Here is a 17,530-nt window from a genome sequence, read left to right as displayed (position 1 = left end):
GACACTCTAATGAATGGAACCTGACCCTTAGGGTTGTTTCAAGATGATGACCTGGTAGGGCTTAAGATCCAAATGATTTTCAAAAAGACCGTTGCTGCCAAAAATCGCCTGCCATTGACCCTCAGGGAGGTCTGCCTGGACTTCACGGCTGTTGAAGTTGAGCACGACCACCAACCGATCATCACCGAGTGTGCGTTCGAAAACCAGGTGTGTATGCGGGTCGGTTGTCAGCGCTTCGAAGTCACCACGTTGGAGGGCGGGTTCGGATTTGCGGAGGGCAGCGAGACTCTTGAAGAAGAGCAGCAGCGATTCCGGTTGAGCGGCCTGGTTGACAACATTACGTTCCTGGTAGTTCTGGTTCACCGGCAGCCAGGGTTTGGCCTCGGAGAAACCAGCGTTTTTTCCACCCGTCCACTGCATAGGCGCCCGGCAGCCATCCCGGCCTTTATGGAGCGGCCAGAAGGTTTTGCCAATCGGATCGAGCACATCGGATTTCTTGCGGACTGGGATATCCCGCATACCGATTTCTTCACCATAATATATGAAGGGGGTTCCCTTGATAGTGAGTAACATCGCCAGGGCAACCTTGGCCCGCCGGTCATCTTCGCCGAAGCAATAGCGGCTGGCGGCCCGGATCATGTCATGGTTGCTGAGGAAGTTGTTGGGCCAGGCATTTTCTTCAAGCGCGGCATACCACTTCTGAGCGGAATCGAGGAAGCGTTTGGGATGCCAGCGGTTTTCAGCGAATTCAAAGTTGAAGGCGGCATGGAGTTTATCTTTGCCGCAGTAAGTAGCTGTATGGGCGGTATCGGACAGGAAAGTCTCACCGACTACGTAACCGCCAGTGTGGTCATCGAGAATGGCTCGGATTTCACCTAACAGGGGGTACATTTCCGGCTGTGAGGCATCATGGATGTGTTGTTGGCGGTCAAAGGTCCGGATACCGAGTTTGGGCGGATTATCGCGGAAGGCAGCATCTTTGAAATACGCATTGAAAACATCCAGCCGGAAACCGTCCACGCCTTTGCCAAGCCAGAAGCGGAAAACATCCAGCATCGCCTGGTGGACATTGGGGTTGCGCCAGTTCAGGTCCGGTTGTTCCTTGTAAAACATGTGGTAATAATATTGGCCCATCTCGGGGTCATATTCCCAGCCGGAACCGCCGAAGATGGCAGCCCAGTTGTTTGGCGGCTCACCATCCGACTTTGGATAGAGCCAAAGGTACCAGTCGTGATAGGGGTTTTCTTCGGATTCCTTGGAGGCGATGAACCAGGGGTGTTGGTCAGAGGTATGATTGAGGACCAGGTCCATAATGATATGGATATCCCGCTTTTTGGCTTCCCGGACAAGTTTCTCGAAATCTTCCATGGTACCAAATTTGGGATCAATGCCCGTGTAGTCTGCCACGTCATAGCCAAAGTCGACATCAGGTGAGGGATAGATGGGGGAGAGCCAGATGGCATCCACGCCCAAATCCTGAAGGTAATCCAGTTTATTGGTAATACCGGGCAGATCACCGATGCCATCGTTATTGCTATCTGCGAAAGAGCGGGGATAGATTTGATAGATGATGCCATCCCGCCACCAAAGATACTCATTTTTCATGTCGGACCCCTTACATCTGATAAATTGAAATAATGTGAGTGTTATTGCATTAAGAATACCATAAGCCTGATCCAATTTGGGCGGAATATTTACGATGTGGATGATTTTATATTTTCTCCCCATCTTTCCACCTACACACCCAATGTCTTGCACCCCCCTTTACTTTGTGCTAAAATCACAGGTGAGTTATTAAGCTTAGGCTTATGTTTTATACCCTTTCGTCGAAAAGTGGGTGTCCCCCACTTTTCTGTGTATCATGCAAGAATATTTGATGGAGTAAGTAGCAACATGAAGAGTGAATTCGCACTGGCATTTAATGAGGTAGTGGAAGATCGACAGCTTTCCAAGGAAGTGATCCTGGAGGCGCTCGAGTCTGCTCTTGTCTCTGCCTATCGTAGGGCGGTTAATGCCTCTAATGCCCAACTGGTTGAAGCAAAGGTCGATATGGATTCAGGTCAGATCGAGATCTTTGCTGAAAAAGAGGTCGTAGAAGACGTTCAGGACGAACGAACTGAAGTTCTCCTGAGCGAAGCTCGTGAAGTTGATCCTGATGCCGAATTAGGCGATATGGTGGTTGTAGAAACCACGCCTGACGATTTTGGCCGTGTTGCCGCGCAAACGGCTCGCCAGGTGATCCAGCAGCGAATTCGTGAAGCTGAACGTGAGATCCAATTTGATTTTTTTGAGAAGCAAGTTGGCGAGATCGTCAGCGGTGTCGTTCAAGCCGTCAGTGGCCGAGGCGCAACCATTGGCCTCGATAAGAAGGCCGAAGGGCTGATGCTTCGTAAAGACATGATCCCACGAGAACGTCTCCGTGTGCATGATCGGATTCGATCTTTGATCTATGACGTGAAGGAAACTAGCCGTGGCCCGCAGATCTTCCTTTCTCGGGCGCACCGCAATTTCTTGCGGCGGCTGTTGGAAAATGAAGTCCCTGAGATCTACCACGGTGTGGTTGAGATCCGTTCAATTGCCCGCGAGCCCGGCCAAAGGGCCAAGGTTGCCGTCTCGGCAACGCAGCAGGGCATTGACCCAGTGGGCGCCTGTGTGGGTGTCCGTGGCGTGCGCATCCAGGCCATTGTGCGTGAACTGAATGACGAAAAGATTGATGTGATTGAATGGAGCAACGACACCGCTGCTTTCATCTCCAAGGCCATTAGCCCGGCCCGTGTTTTGGGCGTTTATCTGATGGAGTCCAGTGAAGATGGCAGCACAGCGACGGTTGTTGTACCTGAAGATCAACTTTCATTGGCAATTGGCCGAGATGGACAGAATGCCCGCCTGGCAGCTAAGTTGACTGGCTGGCGGATTGACATCAAGAGCCTGGCGGAAGCCGCCGGTGAATCGATGCATAAATTGGAGAGGGATCCCCGTTATGCTGAGATGTTAGATCGGGAAGGCGAATCAATGGAGAAACTTACAGTCCTTCTGGAAAAGAAGGCTGAAGGGCGTCCATTGCCGCCTGAAGATTATGACTTCATGGCTGCTTTTGTTGACCGGGTGGAACGCCGGGTTGAGAAGAAGCGCCGGGAAGAGGATCTGGAAGAAAAACGTCGGTACGAAGAGGCGTATGCTTCTGTGCCGCCGTTGACCTTTGATATTGATATTCTGGATGTTGATCTTAAGGAACATGTCCTTTATATCCTCCAGGAAGCCGGAATTGATACTCTGGGTGATCTGGTTTTGCAAATGCGTCTGGATAGTGACAAGATCCTCGCTATGAATGGCATTGGTCCAAAATCTTTTGAAGAGGTCAAGACACTGACCGATGCTTTGCGGATCACGCCGGAAGAGGCTGCCGCTCTTGCCGAAGCTGCTGCTGAGGCGGAAGCCGAGGCCCAGGCCCAGGCTGACTCTGAAGCTGTTGAAGCTCAGGAGCTGGCTGAAGAAGCCGTTGGTGAAGCGGAAGCTGAACCTGTTGCTGAAGGTGCAGCGGCCGAAGAGGTTGCTGTAGCCACACCGGAAGAGTTTGAAGAAGAAGCCATCGCTGAATTGGAAGTTGAAGCGGTTGAAGAACCGAAGGTTGAAGAGGCTGTTGCTGAACCTGAACCTGAGAAGCCTGTAGCGAAGAAAGCGCTTGCAAAGGAGCCAGAGGAAAAAGAAGAGGAAGATGAATTTGATAAACTCTTCTCCTATGATGCCCGCAAGTATGGCTATTATGAAGATGAAAAACCCAGATTTGTTGAAGAGGATTCTTCCTCAGATAAATCAGGTACGAAGAAGAAAAAGAGCAAGAAGAAACGTCGGCCCAATATCGATGAACAGGATGGATGGGAAGACTGGTAGACAAGTTATGAGAAGCGATTAGATGGTCAAGAAAACCAAACGTCGCAGCAAGCATGTGCCGCAGCGGACTTGTGTCGGCTGTCGGGAGATCTTGCCGAAGCGTTCCTTGATCAGGATTGTGAGAAGTCCGGAGGGTGTTCAGGTTGACCCCACCGGAAAAGCGCATGGCCGTGGAGCCTATCTTCACGACCAACGATCCTGCTGGGTGCGCGGCGTAAAAAGCAGTCTTGGCCATGCACTCAAAGCTGAGCTCACCGAACAGGAAAAGCAAGCGCTTCTGGCGTATATGCAGGAGCACATTCCTGAGGATGAGCCGGCGATGAAGGGGGCAGAGGATTTGTCAGGATGAGTTAAGATCATCTGGTCGCTCCCGAGCAGTTCAATATTCAAAACGGCTTTGAGATATCTCAGAGATTTCTCAAGGTAGGGGAAAACATGGAGGTGTTGTGTGAGCGATAGTGATATTAAACAAGTCATCCTGCCTTTTAGTATCAGTGTACGGGATTTAGCCGAAAAATTAGAGGCCAGCCCCATTCAGGTCATCAAAGTCTTGATGGCCAATGGTGTTATGGCCAGCATTAACCAGACTGTAGACTTTGATACAGCGGCGGTTGTGGCCAGCGAATTGGGTTTTGATCCCGAATTGGAACAGGTCGTCGAAGAAACCAAAGAGGACGAAGGTGAAATTCCCCTTTGGCGGCGGATGATCGCTGATGAAAAAGAAAAAGATCTGAAACCCCGCCCACCTGTTATCTCCATGCTGGGTCATGTGGATCATGGTAAGACCTCACTATTGGATGCAATCCGAGAGACGAATGTCGCCGGTGGGGAAGAGGGTGGGATCACCCAACATATCGGCGCCTACCAGATTGACCATAAAGGGCGCAAAATCACCTTCCTGGACACCCCCGGTCATGCCGCTTTCACATCCATGCGGGCCCGCGGTGCGCAAGGTGCTGATATTGTGATTTTGGTGGTCGCTGCGGATGACGGTGTGATGCCGCAAACCCGTGAAGCTGCCAGCCATGCCAAAGCTGCTCAAGTGCCGATCATCGTGGCGCTGAACAAGATGGACCTCTCCAGTGCGAATCCTGAATTGGTCAAACGCCAGCTTTCCGAGATCGAATTGGTCCCGGATGACTGGGATGGCGACACGATTGTGGTGCCTGTCTCGGCCAAGAAGAAGCAAGGGCTGGATGACCTGATGGAAGCGATTCTGTTAGTGGCGGAGAACAACAAAATTGAAGCCAATCCCACCGGTAAAGTCCTGGGGACTGTGGTTGAAGCTGAACTCGATAAGACCCGCGGTGTCATGGCAACCCTGTTGCTTCAAAATGGTACGATTAAAGTAGGTGACACCATCCTGGCTGGAAAAGCCTTTGGACGGATCAAGGCCATGTTCGATTATCGCGGTGAAAGGATCAAGCAAGCTGCTCCTTCCACGCCTATCGTTGTGATGGGTTTGAACGATGTACCGGCTGCCGGTGACCTTTTCCGCAAGGTGGCTTCTGAGAAGGACGCACGAGCCATCGTTGCTGATATTGAGGCCAGTGAACAGACCCACTCCGTTGCCCGGAAAGCCACTCTTGAAGACCTCTTTGAGCAATTGCAGGCTGGCGAGGAACAGGAATTGCGCTTGATTGTGAAAGCGGACGTCCAGGGCTCGTTGGAACCGATTGTCAATTCTTTGAATGAAATTAGTGACAAGGCGCAGGATGTCTCGATTAAAATTCTGCACGCTGAAACCGGTAATATTTCCGAAAGTGATGTTATGCTGGCGACAGCCTCGGATGCCATCGTGGTTGGCTTTGCTGTTGAAGCGGATAACGCTGCTGAACGACTGGCGGAAAAAGAGCGCGTCTCAATCCGGTTATATACGATTATTTACCGGCTTACCGAAGATATTGAAAAAGCTATCAAAGGTATGCTTGAACCTGAAATGGTTGAAAAGGTTGTCGGCAAGGCGAAGGTTTTGCAGATCTTCAAGGTCTCAAAATTCAGTATGGCTGCCGGCTGCCGGGTGATTGACGGCGAAATTCGCCGGAATGGTAAGATCAGAGTGATCCGCAACAGTGAAGCGATCTTTGAAGGTGAAATTGGGTCGCTCAAACGTGGTAAAGATGATGTCCGTGAAGTCCGGGATGGCTTTGAATGCGGCATAACAATGAAGCAATTCCACGAGTTTGAAGAGGGTGATCTGCTCGAATGTTATGTCATTGAGGAGCAGAAGTTCTAGTAAAGGATTTGAATCATGCCTTCAGGTATTAGATTACAGAGAATTCAGGACCAGATTCGGCAAGTGATGACCTTGTTGCTGGAAACCAAGGTGAGTGATCCCCGGGTTCAAGGCGCATATATTACGGACATCTCTGTTGATCGTGAGTTGGACTTTGCCAATATATATGTTTCCTCGCTGGTTGGCGAGGAACAGGCCGCTGAAATATTGGATGGTCTGCGCAGTGCAGCAGGTTATTTACGGTATGAACTGGGCCGGGTGGTCAAGTTGCGTGTGATGCCGAAGCTGCGTTTCTATTGGGATGACACACCTGAAAAAGCTGACCGGATCGAGTCGCTTTTGGCAGAAATCAAGGCGGAACGATTATCGAATACGAAAGAAGCGGCAGAAATTGAAGAACCTGATAACGAGGAAATGAATGACGAAGGAAATCAATCTTAAGATTAAAGAGAAAATTGCTGCAAGTAACCGAATTTTGATTGTCTCCCATGTCCGTCCAGACGCGGATGCAGCCGGATCGGTGCTTGGCATCGGGTTAGCCCTTCAACAGGCAGGCAAAGACGTTCAGATGGTCCTGCAGGATGGCGCTGATAAATTTAAGTATTTGCCCGGAAGTGAACAGATTGTCCGCAAGGCGGATGGTTCATTCGATATGATCGTGGTGGTGGATTGTTCAGATCCCGCCCGGGTTGGGGATGCCCTCAATGGGTATGGCAGCCCGGACCTGGTTGTGGATCATCACAAGACCAACCTCAATTTTGGGACTTACAACGTGGTTGAGCCCGACCAGGCTGCCACGGCTGCGATCCTTTACGACCATATCCCGGATTGGGGTTTGGCATTTAATGCAGATGTTGCCAGCAGTCTCCTTTCGGGACTTGTGGGCGATACGATTGGTTTCCGTACTTCAAATGTCGATTCTTCCGTTATGCGCAGGGCCGCGGCTTTGATGGACCTAGGCGCGGATTTGACCTACATCTATCGTGAAGAGTTGGTGTTAAAATCTTATAAGGCAGTCCGATATTGGGGTGCTGGGTTGAACCGGCTGGAGTATGAAGATGGTCTGGTTTTCACCTCTCTGACCCTTGCTGATCGTGAAAAAATCGGGTATGCTGGAAATGATGATGCCGATCTGGTAAATGTGTTGTCTGCGGTCCGTGAAGCCGAGATTGCACTCATTTTCATCGAACAAGAGCATAATCAGGTAAAAGTCAGTTGGCGGGCCAAGCCCGGTTTGGACGTTTCAGGAATCGCATTTAGCTTTGGCGGTGGTGGTCATGCGGCCGCAGCCGGTGCAGATATTGACGGCGATCTCAATGAAATTATGGCGCGTGTGATCGATCAAACACGTGAATTATTAGTAAGTTCAAGATAATAATAAGGAGAACACCCAAATATCTCAGGGGAGTGTGGAATAATTATGAGTGAACAAGAATTTGATGTAAAGAATGCTGTCTCAGGGGTACTGGTTATTGATAAACCGATTGGTATGACCTCGCACGATGTTGTGCAAGTTGTTCGGCGAGGAACTGGCATCCGAAGAGCAGGCCACACAGGCACCTTAGATCCACGCGCCTCAGGCGTTTTGGTAGTTCTGGTTGGTCCCGCTGTCCGGCTGAGCGAATATGTCTCGGCTTCGGATAAACGGTACCAGGCTATCATCCGGTTAGGCGAGAGTACGGATACATATGACTCCGAAGGTGAAATCACCCGGCGAGGTCCCGTGAACTTTACTCAGGAACAGATTGAGGAAGCCCTAACCCAGTTCGAAGGCACCGTTGAACAGGTGCCACCCGCCTATTCCGCCAAGAAAATTAACGGCCGCAAGGCTTATGAGATGGCGCGGAATGGCGAGGAAGTGGAGCTGGAGCCCCGGGAAATTGATGTGTATCATTTGGAACTGCTGGAATGGGATTCGCCCGAGGCCATTGTGGATGTCTACTGTTCCTCCGGGACTTATGTCCGATCATTGGCAAATGACCTTGGTGAGGTTTTGGGCTGCGGCGGTCATCTGGTTGGGCTGCGCCGAACCAAGAGCGGCGAGTTTGCCCTGCGGGATGCCGTTCAGCTTCGTAAACTCCAGGAAGCCTTTGAAAATGGCGATTGGTACAAGTACCTGATTCCTGCTGCAGAAGCACTATCCGACTGGCCCTCACGAGAACTGACCTTTGAAGAAGTGGACCTGATCCGTCACGGTCACCGTGTTCCAGTTGAGGAAGCGCCGGAAAATCCGGATAATTGGGTGCGTGCGGTGAGCCAGCAAGGTGAGTTGGTGGCATTGCTTGAATATGTTCCTGAAGACAAGGAATGGCAGCCGCGAAAGGTGTTTTTCTCCTGATACTTTCAGGATAATTAGTACAATAAACGCCCTTTCTTCATTTATTTGACGAAGGGCGCTTTTTCTAAGTTGGAAAATTATTATGCCGGGCACTGAAAAATCGACATTGAATCTTACTCGTTTTGACAATTTACCTGTACTGCCGTACGATAAATCAGTTGTGACGATTGGCAATTTTGACGGAGTCCATCGAGGACATCAATTTATCATCAATGAAATCGGCCAAAAGAGCTTTTCCAACGAGATGCCCTCTATTGTGATCACTTTCTTCCCCAACCCCGCGGATTTCTTTGGCCGGACCCAGGAGCCTTATTACCTGACGACCCCGGAGGAAAAAACGAGCTTAATCAAAGCAATGGGCGTGGACGAGGTGATCACTTTTCAGTTTGATCGAGAATTTGCCAGCCTCTCACCGGAGGATTTTCTGCAAACGCTGAAGGAAAAACTGGGATTGCAGGTCCTAATCGTGGGGAACAATTTTGCATTGGGCAAGAATCGGGTTGGAACCATCCCTGTGTTTGAACAAATTGGTGAGGAGATCGGGTTTACTGTGGAAGCGCTGAATCCTGTGGAACTGGGCGGGGGTGAAATTTCGTCCACCCGCATCCGCCAGGCTCTGGATGAAGGCGATATGCGAAGTGCAATGGAAATGCTGGGTCGTCCGTATTCCGTGAACGGCCCGGTGACAAGCGGCTCCGACCGTGGTTCTCGGATTGGGCTGCCGACCGCCAATCTCGACCATTGGCCGCGTAAAAAACTGCCTGCCATCGGGGTTTATGCCACCCAGCCGATCTTCCATGGCAAGACTTATTATGGGATCACAAACGTTGGCCTCAGGCCGACTTTTGAGTACCAGGAGAAGCCTAACATTGAGACGCATATCCTGGATTTTGATGGTAACATCTATGGGGAGCACTTAGAACTAAAATTCATTGAAAAGATCAGAGATGAGCAGAAATTCTCTGGCGTAGAGACTTTTCTCGCTCAAATAGAACGCGATAAAGCCACGGCCCGAAGGATATTCAGCCATGACCAAACCTAGACGGATCTATTTACTCAGCCCCCGAGACCTCAGCCCTGAAACCATAGCTGTCGCTTTTGCCAAGACCTCCCGCTCACCGGAAGCATTTGACGTGATCGCGGCTGAATTGACCGATGCCCGCGCTGCCAAGTTCCATGAGAAATGGGTTGTGGGTTATGGGCACGCCTCTGTGGCGGAGCACGCCGTTTTACATCTGGCCCTGGAAAATGTCTCGCGTTTGGCTATAGAGACCATCGAAGGTAACCGCCTGGCCTCCTATACAGAAAAATCGACCCGCTACCAGCAATGGGATGTGGATGCTTTTTATTTCCCCGAAGAATTGAAAGGGCAGCCCCTGGAGGAGAAATTTAGCCAGACCTGCCATAACCTTTTTGAGACTTACCAGCTATGTATCTCACGGGTGCAGGATTGGCTGCGAAAAACCACTCCTCAGAGCCCGGAGGAGAGCGATGTCACTTATGAGCGTCGGATCAAACCGGCTTCGGTAGATATCTGCCGGTTTTTGCTGCCAGCGGCCTCTCTTGCGAATGTCGGCGTGACGATCAATGCGCGCTCCCTGGAATATGCCATCTGTAAAATGCTCAGCTCTCCACTGGACGAGGTTCGGCAGATCGGAGAGTGGGTGCTGAAGGTCGGTAAGGCAGAGGCCCCGACCCTGATTAAGTATGCGGGCTGTAACGCCTATTTGATTAAGACAACGGAAAAGATGTCCCTGCAAGCGGAAAAAGTGCAGCCGGTTCCCAGTTGTGACTTCACCCTGGTGGATTACGATGATGATGGTGAAGAGAAGATCCTGGCTGCCATTCTGTTCCGATTCTCACCAGAGGCTTCCTTTGAAGCCTGCCAGTCTTACATTCGTCAATTGGATAACTCCGGGCGGCAGGCGTTGGTTCAGGAACTGATGGCTGAGCGGGGGCCCTTTGACCAGCCTATACGGGAATTTGAGTATGCCCAGATGACCTTTGAAGCGGTGATGGATCAGGGCGCCTATTTTGAGTTTAAACGGCACCGCATGATGACCCAGACGGTGCAGCCTCTGACGGCATTACTGGGCTACGCTGTGCCGAGAGGGATTATCGAAGCCGGTTGTGAAGTGGCATATCGTGAAGCGATGGATCAGGCAGAATCCCTTTACAATGAATTATGGGCCTTCAATACGGATCTGGCCGGTTACATTATCCCCAATGGATTCAATCGGCGGGTGCTGTTCACGCTGAACATGCGAGAAGCCTTCACCCTTTGCCGGTTGAGGGCTGCAGAGAATGCCCATTTCTCCATCCGGCGGGTGGCGTTGAAGATGATCGAGGCGATTTCGGGCATTTATCCCAGCCTGGCATCTTTCATGACCATTCCCGACGGCGTGGCCTGGCAAGACATTGACAAGGATTATTTCTAGGCACTTCGTAAAGAGTTCTGAAATGATCCCATGTGTGAGGAATTTCCCACCCAATATGATTAAATTTGAAATTATGGAGTGTTTATGTTTATTCTAGCGATCCTCTCCTTTTTAGGTGCCTGGATCATGATGGGTAACAGTGAACGGGAACCGAGTTGGCGAGTTTCACTGGTTCAGGGGGCAATCGTCTGGGCGGCATATACGGTCATCAGCACGGAATTGTTGAGTTGGTTCCATGCGATCAATAAGCTGGCATTGTCCATCGTCTGGGGGCTGCCAATCCTGGCCGGGCTTATCTGGATTTGGCTAAGGTTGAAAGGCCGAAGGATATTACGGCTGCCGGTTGTCTATCACCGAGATACCTGGTTCGGTTTCGTTTTGGATGCACTCTTGATCATGGTTTTGGTGGTCACCGCCGTGGTTGCCTTCACCGCGCCGCCGAATGCCAATGAAACGATGAACACCCCAATGAGCAGGGTGGCGCATTGGGCCCAAAATCAGAGCATGGAGCATTACGCCACCGAGAATGAAGCGCAGAACAGTGCCGCACCGGGGGCTGAGATCATCCAGCTGAACTTCTATATCCTCTCAGGTTCAGACCGAATAGCCAATATGGTGGCCTGGGTGGCGTATGTGGGCTCGATTGCCGCGGCTGCCAGCCTGGCAGATGTCGTTGGAGCAAGCATCAGAGGGCGTCGATTTGCTGCAATCTTTGGGGCGACTTTACCTGTGGCGATCATGCAGGCGACCAGCGCAACAAACACTATGCTGCTGACTTTCTGGACTCTGAGTGCTATTTTCATGCTGTTGTATTACCTGCGGAAGGTTCAGAAACCTAAAATCCTGGTGCTGTCCGCCATGGCGGGAGCGCTCGCTGTGCTGACCAGTGCCGTGGCTCTGGTTTTCCTTCTGCCCTTTGCGCTTTATGCCATTGTGGCCTTATGGCAGCGATTGGGATTGGGACGGATGCTGCTTTGGGTTTTGGCGGCCTTAGCCATTCTGGCAATAATCAATGGGGGGTATCTCATGCGGAATCAGCTGGATTATGGCCAGATCTACCAGCCTCAGGCCCTTGCAGGGCAGGTCAATGAAATCCGTAATTGGCAGGTGTTTGTATCCAATATCAACCGAAATCTCGCTTTACACGCTGTTCTACCCGGTATTAATGCCGAGAGTTGGATGGGTAGCTATCTCGAAGAGCTGCATGAAGACCTGGACCTCGCGATCAATGATCCCCGCACGACGGTGGATGGCGAGTTCTATATCCCTGACAACAACACCTCTGAGCAGCCGAGTGGCAACCCCTTACATTTAATGATCTTTGTCTTGAGTTTGGTGGCCGTGGTGGGAATCGTCATATTCGGTAAAGAAAAACCAAACGTCCTGATTTATGCCGCATTGCTCATCGTGTCCATGTTGTTGTATTGTCTTGTTTTCAAATGGTCACCCACAGGCGGGCGCACGCAGCTAACATACTTTTTCATGTTTGGCCCTGTGGCGGCGGTTTTCCTGGATAAATTGGAGAAGTACCAGGTGGAAGGGATCCTCGCTGCTATCTTACTCATTTTCGCCATTCCCTGGATCTTCTAGACGCGGGCACCGCCCTTGGTGGTTTTTCCTGCGTATTATGATGAGGGGATCGTAGCAACCGGGCAGACCTATTGATATTTTGACTTATTCCTCCTGGTGGCAGATTAGTCCTTCGGGGAAATGAACCTCAACTGCCCTTGACAACTCAGCCAGCTTGCCTATAATTGGGGACAACAATCTCATAAAGACAGACGTTGATGAGGAAGAGTAGGCAGTTTCACGGTGTCACAGAGAGCAGCAGAAGGTGAGAAGCTGTACACACGGGAATGTTGAATGGGCCTCGGAGTTTTTGAAGCGAAAGGCAACCATTAGCTTCAAACGGACACACCGCCGTTATCAGGGTGAATGGTATACGCAGTTGCAATCTGCCGTACCTGAGTAATGAGTGAGGCTGGCCTTTTCCCCGTTGCACACCAACGGGTTTTTTGATTAAAGGGTTGCCTAAACTGGGTGGCACCACGGACTAAACGTTCGTCCCATATCTGGGATGAGCGTTTTTTGTTTTCCGGTCCCATTACTCTGGCAATTGTCCAATCATTAGAAAACCTGGAGGTAATGCAATGTCTAACGAACAATATAAATATCTTTTGAATGATACTGATATCCCCAAGTATTGGTACAACATCAATGCGGACCTGCCGGTGCCACCCGCACCGGTCCTCAACCCGCAGACGCTGGAACCGATCACGCCGGAATTCCTCAATGTGCTGTTCCCGATGTCCCTGATCATGCAGGAGGTCAGCACTGACCGGTACATTGACATCCCAGAGGAAGTCCGGGAGATCTATAAGCTCTGGCGGCCAACACCGTTGATCCGAGCTCGCAGGCTGGAGAAATTCCTGGATACGCCTGCCCATATTTATTTCAAGAATGAAGGGGCATCCATCTCTGGCAGTCATAAATGCAATACCGCTGTTGCTCAGGCCTATTTCAATAAGCTGGATGGCACCAAAGCACTAACCACGGAGACCGGCGCTGGTCAGTGGGGATCGGCACTATCCATGGCAGCGAAATTCTTTGACATGGATCTGGAAGTGTATATGGTGAAGGTTTCTTTTGATCAGAAGCCTTATCGCCGGATCATCATGCAGACCTATGGTGCGGAGGTGTATGCCAGCCCGACCGATCGCACGGATTATGGACGCAGGCTTTTGGCAGAAGATCCTAATAATCCTGGCTCGCTGGGCATTGCCATCTCGGAGGCGGTGGAAGTTGCCGTCAAATCGGAGGGCAGAAAGAAGTACAGCCTTGGTTCTGTATTGAATCATGTCCTTCTGCATCAATCGGTGATTGGGCAGGAAGCGCTCAAGCAGATGGACCTGGCTGGTGAATATCCTGACGTGGTGATCGGCTGCGTAGGCGGCGGCTCCAATTTTGGTGGGATTGCTTTCCCGTTCCTGCATGAGAACCTGAAGGGTGGCAAGAACACCCGCTTGTTGGCCGTGGAACCGGAAGCTACCCCGACATTGACCAAGGGCATTTATGCGTTCGACTATGGCGACACCGCCAAGATGGCACCCGTGGTTAAGATGTACACCCTGGGGCATGATTTCGTCCCGGCATCGATCCACGCTGGGGGGCTGCGCTATCACGGGATGTCACCTCAAATTTGCGCCCTCTATGACGCAGGGTACATTGAGGCTATTGCCGTGCCGCAGATGCCAACCTTTGAGGCCGCCAGTATCTTTGCCCAGACGGAAGGTATCATCCCGGCGCCTGAATCAGCTCATGCCATCCGCGCGGCAATCGATGAAGCGCTGGATGCGAAGGCCAAAGGCGAAAAGCGGGTGATCCTTTTTAATCTTTCCGGGCATGGCTTGCTGGATATGGCGTCCTATGACGCCTATAACCAGGGTCGCCTCAAAGAAGATGGCTATGAGATAACCAAAGATGATATCCGCCAAAGGTTGCCTGAGATAAATCTGGCATACTAACCTGATAATCAACCTTTCTCTTCTCTCTGATTCCCAACCGTTCTTTAAGGTTGGGAATCAACTTTTTAAGATTAAGCCGCAGAAAGCCGATAAGGCATCAATGTTATAATAAGTTTGTCTTTATTAAAAAAATGTGATGGTTCAGATTTCGATCACATTTTCGGAAAAGCCTTCAAAGGAGGATATTGTGACTGTTCATCTTTATCTATCTCTGATGCCTGAGGCTTTAATTGCTTCGATGTTGTCCCCGGAAGAATTCGGTGCTTATTACGCCGTGGGGACCGAGAAGAAATCAAGCGGTCAGGCTATATTTTTTGAGATAGACCCCAAATTCAGAAGTAAGTATTTTAGGATCCCGGAAGGGATTGCACGCTGTATCCCGCATGAGGATGGTTCGGCTAAGTCCTCAATTTACATCTCGGTGTATCGGGTGTTGGAGCATATTGATAACAGCGTTATGGGGCAGCTTTACCTCACAACGCAGGATGGCCGGACCCTTGGTCTGGAATCAACGGATGTGATCCCAGAGATGGAAAGTGGATTGCATTTGTATAAAGAGATTGCGCCAGTTTCTCCTCTGGTTGCCAGCCGCTTGAACCCTCTGGATTTTTATGATCTGATCGTGAAGAATCCAACCTCACTGGTGACCCTCCCGGCGATTGCCTTTACCGAGTTACGGCTTGGCGAATTGGCAGAAGATCCCGAGATGGGTGAAGTGGGTGACCTGCCATATAAGAACATGGACCATCTGCGAGGCGTCTTGAAAGACCTGAAGACAAAACCCGTAGCGACAAAGATGGTAGATCGGGCCAGCTCTTCTCAGATCGCATATCGCACAGTGAAAAACGGCTTCTTTGTTGGTAACGGCCAGAAACTGCTTTATTATCCGATGCCAGAAAAAGAAACCCTGCGCGAGAATAATTACCGCTGGTGGCGATCAGCAAATATGTAAATTATGGATGATGCCCTATGTGGCATCGTTTACTGGAAAGTTTTTATTAGGAGTAAATAATGGAAAAAACTTGGCTTTATATCAGTATCATCGCGAGCGTCATTTCAATTGGCGTGGCGGTATTTCTTTATTTTTGGGTCAAACGGCAGGATCCCGGGACCGAAAAGGCCCAGGAAGTGGCCTCATGGATTCGTGAAGGGGCGCAAACCTACCTCAAGCGACTTTATTTTGCTCTGTCGATTGTTGCCATTATTTTAGGCTTCATCATCGCCATCGTGTTCAGCTTTGACCTGGTGGATGTTGCTGCAGGGCAAGCGACCATTCAACCCATGAATGGTATTCGGATGGCAATAGCCTTTATTTCCGGGGCCGTTTGTTCTGCAATTGCCGGCTATATGGGAATGGGCATCGCAGTTGAAGCGAATGTCCGTACGGCAACGGCTGCAAACGAGTCCCTCAACAAAGCTTTCAAGCTCTCCTTCTATGCCGGTTCCGTGATGGGCCTGGCGATGGTTGGCCTGGCTGTCCTCGGCATGACGGTGATTTACATGCTGACAGGTTCAGCTGAAACGGTCCTTGGCTTCAGCTTTGGCGCTTCTGCCCTGGCGCTGCTGGCGAAAGCCGGTGGCGGTATTTATACCAAGACAGCTGATATTGCAGCTGACTTGGTGGGTAAGGTCGAAGTCGGGATTCCTGAAGACGATCCCCGCAATCCGGCAGTGGTTGCCGACAACGTCGGTGATAACGTCGGTGATGTTGCAGGTATGGGCGCAGATATTTTTGACTCCTATGTCGCTTCGACGGTAGCCGTTATGCTTTTGGCTGCGGCCTCATCAACAATGGATGTGAAGTATGTCGTACTCCCGCTGATCCTGTGTACTTTAGGTATTGCAGCCTCATTGATTGGCATTCAGTTTGTGCGGGTGGGGAAGAATGGGAAGCCCGGCCCAGCCTTGAACTTTGGTACAGTTTTAACTACTGTGATCTTTGCAGGGATGGTTGCCCTGTTAGTGGTGTTGAGTGATATTAATATTGGCATTCTGTGGGCCACATTGACCGGCTTGGTGACAGGGGTGGTCATTGGCTTTACCTCTGATTACTTCACTTCGGAAGACCGCAAGCCTGTCTACGAGACAGCGCGAGTTTCCGGTTCAGGTGCCGCTATCAACATCATTACCGGGTTCAGCTATGGCCTGATCAGCATTGTCCCCTCTGTGATTGGGATTGCCGTTGCCACGCTTCTTTCTTATTACCTGGCGGAAGCAACTGGCCTGCCTGGCATTTACGGAATTGGGATCAGCGCGGTGGGTATGCTCGCCATCAGCGGTATGATTGTCTCCGCAGATGCATATGGTCCGATTGTGGATAATGCCCGCGGTATTGCGGAAATGGCTGGGATGGATAGCCATGTGATCACAACCACCGACACGCTGGACGCAGCTGGCAACACAGCCAAGGCGATCACCAAGGGCTTCAGCATCAGTGCGGCCGCGCTGACCGTGTTGGCACTTTTCGCTGCTTATACAGAGGTTGTGACGGCCAGTGGGACGGAGATCAGTCTCAGCCTCAAGGACCCGATCGTTGTGGCCGGGGTGTTCCTGGGTGCCATGACACCGCCTTTATTCTCAGCGCTGACTATGCTTTCCGTCACGCATAACGCCTTTGACATGATTGAGGAGATTCGCCGCCAGTTCAGGGAGGACCCCGGCATTCTTAAAGGTACTTCAAAACCGGATTATGCCACTTGTGTTGGTTTGGCGGCGCAAGGTGCTCTAACATCTCTGGTTATGCCAGCTTTCCTGGCGGTCGGTCTGCCTTTATTAATTGGCTTCCTGCTTGGGCCGAACGCTTTGGGCGGTTTCCTGGGTGGTTCAATCTTCACCGGTGTGATCTTCGCTTTGTTGATGGCTAATTCCGGCGGTCTTTGGGATAATGCCAAGAAGTTCATTGAAACCGGTCAGTTCGGTGGCCCTGGTTCCGATGCGCACAAGGCCGGCGTAGTTGGCGATACAGTCGGTGATCCCTTCAAAGATACGGCTGGTCCTTCTCTGAATACACTGATCACGGTTATGTCGCTGGTTTCCTCGCTCTTTGCTCCATTAATTGCAGCGTTCCACTTATTCTAGAAATCAAGAGATAATAAAAGACGCC

At 50.9% G+C, this 17,530-nt stretch carries 13 protein-coding genes and 1 other annotated feature; of the genes, 12 read left to right on the top strand and 1 reads right to left on the bottom strand.

The features are described from left to right. Nucleotides 1-27 precede the first annotated feature (27 nt). Complete coding sequence (locus tag JR338_05580; protein QRN84211.1) at nucleotides 28-1,605, bottom strand: alpha-glucosidase; 1,578 nt, start codon at nucleotides 1,603-1,605, stop codon at nucleotides 28-30. Nucleotides 1,606-1,893: 288 nt separating this feature from the next. Between JR338_05580 and nusA the strand changes: the two genes are divergently transcribed. The 12 genes from nusA (at nucleotide 1,894) to JR338_05520 (ending at nucleotide 17,505) form a co-directional block, all read left to right on the top strand. Continuing rightward, complete coding sequence (gene nusA / locus JR338_05575) at nucleotides 1,894-3,891, top strand: transcription termination/antitermination protein NusA (GenBank protein QRN84210.1); 1,998 nt, start codon at nucleotides 1,894-1,896, stop codon at nucleotides 3,889-3,891. A 22-nt stretch (nucleotides 3,892-3,913) separates the two neighbouring features. Next, nucleotides 3,914-4,240 carry a YlxR family protein gene (locus JR338_05570; GenBank protein QRN84209.1) on the top strand — a complete coding sequence of 109 codons (327 nt, stop codon included), beginning with the start codon at nucleotides 3,914-3,916 and terminating at the stop codon, nucleotides 4,238-4,240. Nucleotides 4,241-4,339: 99 nt separating this feature from the next. After that, a complete protein-coding gene (gene infB / locus JR338_05565; protein ID QRN84208.1) occupies nucleotides 4,340-6,127 on the top strand; it encodes a translation initiation factor IF-2 in 1,788 nt (595 codons plus the stop codon). Nucleotides 6,128-6,142: 15 nt separating this feature from the next. Next, nucleotides 6,143-6,568 carry a 30S ribosome-binding factor RbfA gene (gene rbfA, locus JR338_05560; GenBank protein ID QRN84207.1) on the top strand — a complete coding sequence of 142 codons (426 nt, stop codon included), beginning with the start codon at nucleotides 6,143-6,145 and terminating at the stop codon, nucleotides 6,566-6,568. Then, the gene (locus JR338_05555) at nucleotides 6,546-7,502 is read left to right on the top strand and encodes a DHH family phosphoesterase (protein QRN84206.1); all 957 of its coding nucleotides are present in this window, start codon (nucleotides 6,546-6,548) and stop codon (nucleotides 7,500-7,502) included. The genes rbfA and JR338_05555 overlap by 23 nt, the downstream gene beginning before the upstream one ends. A gap of 45 nt (nucleotides 7,503-7,547) precedes the next feature. Continuing rightward, on the top strand, nucleotides 7,548-8,465 hold the full coding sequence (truB, locus tag JR338_05550; protein QRN84205.1) for a tRNA pseudouridine(55) synthase TruB: 918 nt from the start codon (nucleotides 7,548-7,550) through the stop codon (nucleotides 8,463-8,465). An 82-nt stretch (nucleotides 8,466-8,547) separates the two neighbouring features. Further along, a complete protein-coding gene (locus JR338_05545) occupies nucleotides 8,548-9,507 on the top strand; it encodes a bifunctional riboflavin kinase/FAD synthetase (GenBank protein ID QRN84204.1) in 960 nt (319 codons plus the stop codon). Further along, nucleotides 9,494-10,903 carry an FAD-dependent thymidylate synthase gene (locus JR338_05540; GenBank protein ID QRN84203.1) on the top strand — a complete coding sequence of 470 codons (1,410 nt, stop codon included), beginning with the start codon at nucleotides 9,494-9,496 and terminating at the stop codon, nucleotides 10,901-10,903. Before JR338_05545 ends, JR338_05540 begins: the two co-directional genes overlap by 14 nt. Nucleotides 10,904-10,987: 84 nt before the next feature. Next, the gene (locus JR338_05535; protein QRN84202.1) at nucleotides 10,988-12,493 is read left to right on the top strand and encodes a hypothetical protein; all 1,506 of its coding nucleotides are present in this window, start codon (nucleotides 10,988-10,990) and stop codon (nucleotides 12,491-12,493) included. A gap of 185 nt (nucleotides 12,494-12,678) precedes the next feature. After that, nucleotides 12,679-12,975: a binding site (T-box leader), on the top strand. A 78-nt stretch (nucleotides 12,976-13,053) separates the two neighbouring features. After that, on the top strand, nucleotides 13,054-14,427 hold the full coding sequence (locus tag JR338_05530; GenBank protein ID QRN84201.1) for a TrpB-like pyridoxal phosphate-dependent enzyme: 1,374 nt from the start codon (nucleotides 13,054-13,056) through the stop codon (nucleotides 14,425-14,427). Between the two features lie 187 nt (nucleotides 14,428-14,614). After that, nucleotides 14,615-15,379 (top strand): hypothetical protein, encoded by a 765-nt coding sequence (locus JR338_05525; GenBank protein QRN84200.1) that lies wholly within the window; start codon nucleotides 14,615-14,617, stop codon nucleotides 15,377-15,379. A 59-nt stretch (nucleotides 15,380-15,438) separates the two neighbouring features. After that, nucleotides 15,439-17,505 (top strand): sodium-translocating pyrophosphatase, encoded by a 2,067-nt coding sequence (locus JR338_05520; protein QRN84199.1) that lies wholly within the window; start codon nucleotides 15,439-15,441, stop codon nucleotides 17,503-17,505. Nucleotides 17,506-17,530: the final 25 nt, after the last annotated feature.

This window comes from Chloroflexota bacterium (assembly GCA_016887485.1).
Taxonomy (GTDB): Bacteria; Chloroflexota; Anaerolineae; order Anaerolineales; family Anaerolineaceae; genus Brevifilum.
This window is presented reverse-complemented; position numbering and strand designations above follow the sequence as displayed.

Bases quoted from the DNA above. Each gene is read 5' to 3' on its own strand.
- JR338_05580 (QRN84211.1), bottom strand. From the start codon at position 1,605: ATGAAAAATGAGTATCTTTGGTGGCGGGATGGCATCATCTATCAAATC.
- nusA (QRN84210.1), top strand. From the start codon at position 1,894: ATGAAGAGTGAATTCGCACTGGCATTTAATGAGGTAGTGGAAGATCGA.
- JR338_05570 (QRN84209.1), top strand. From the start codon at position 3,914: ATGGTCAAGAAAACCAAACGTCGCAGCAAGCATGTGCCGCAGCGGACT.
- rbfA (QRN84207.1), top strand. From the start codon at position 6,143: ATGCCTTCAGGTATTAGATTACAGAGAATTCAGGACCAGATTCGGCAA.
- JR338_05555 (QRN84206.1), top strand. From the start codon at position 6,546: ATGACGAAGGAAATCAATCTTAAGATTAAAGAGAAAATTGCTGCAAGT.
- truB (QRN84205.1), top strand. From the start codon at position 7,548: ATGAGTGAACAAGAATTTGATGTAAAGAATGCTGTCTCAGGGGTACTG.
- JR338_05545 (QRN84204.1), top strand. From the start codon at position 8,548: ATGCCGGGCACTGAAAAATCGACATTGAATCTTACTCGTTTTGACAAT.
- JR338_05540 (QRN84203.1), top strand. From the start codon at position 9,494: ATGACCAAACCTAGACGGATCTATTTACTCAGCCCCCGAGACCTCAGC.
- JR338_05535 (QRN84202.1), top strand. From the start codon at position 10,988: ATGTTTATTCTAGCGATCCTCTCCTTTTTAGGTGCCTGGATCATGATG.
- JR338_05530 (QRN84201.1), top strand. From the start codon at position 13,054: ATGTCTAACGAACAATATAAATATCTTTTGAATGATACTGATATCCCC.
- JR338_05520 (QRN84199.1), top strand. From the start codon at position 15,439: ATGGAAAAAACTTGGCTTTATATCAGTATCATCGCGAGCGTCATTTCA.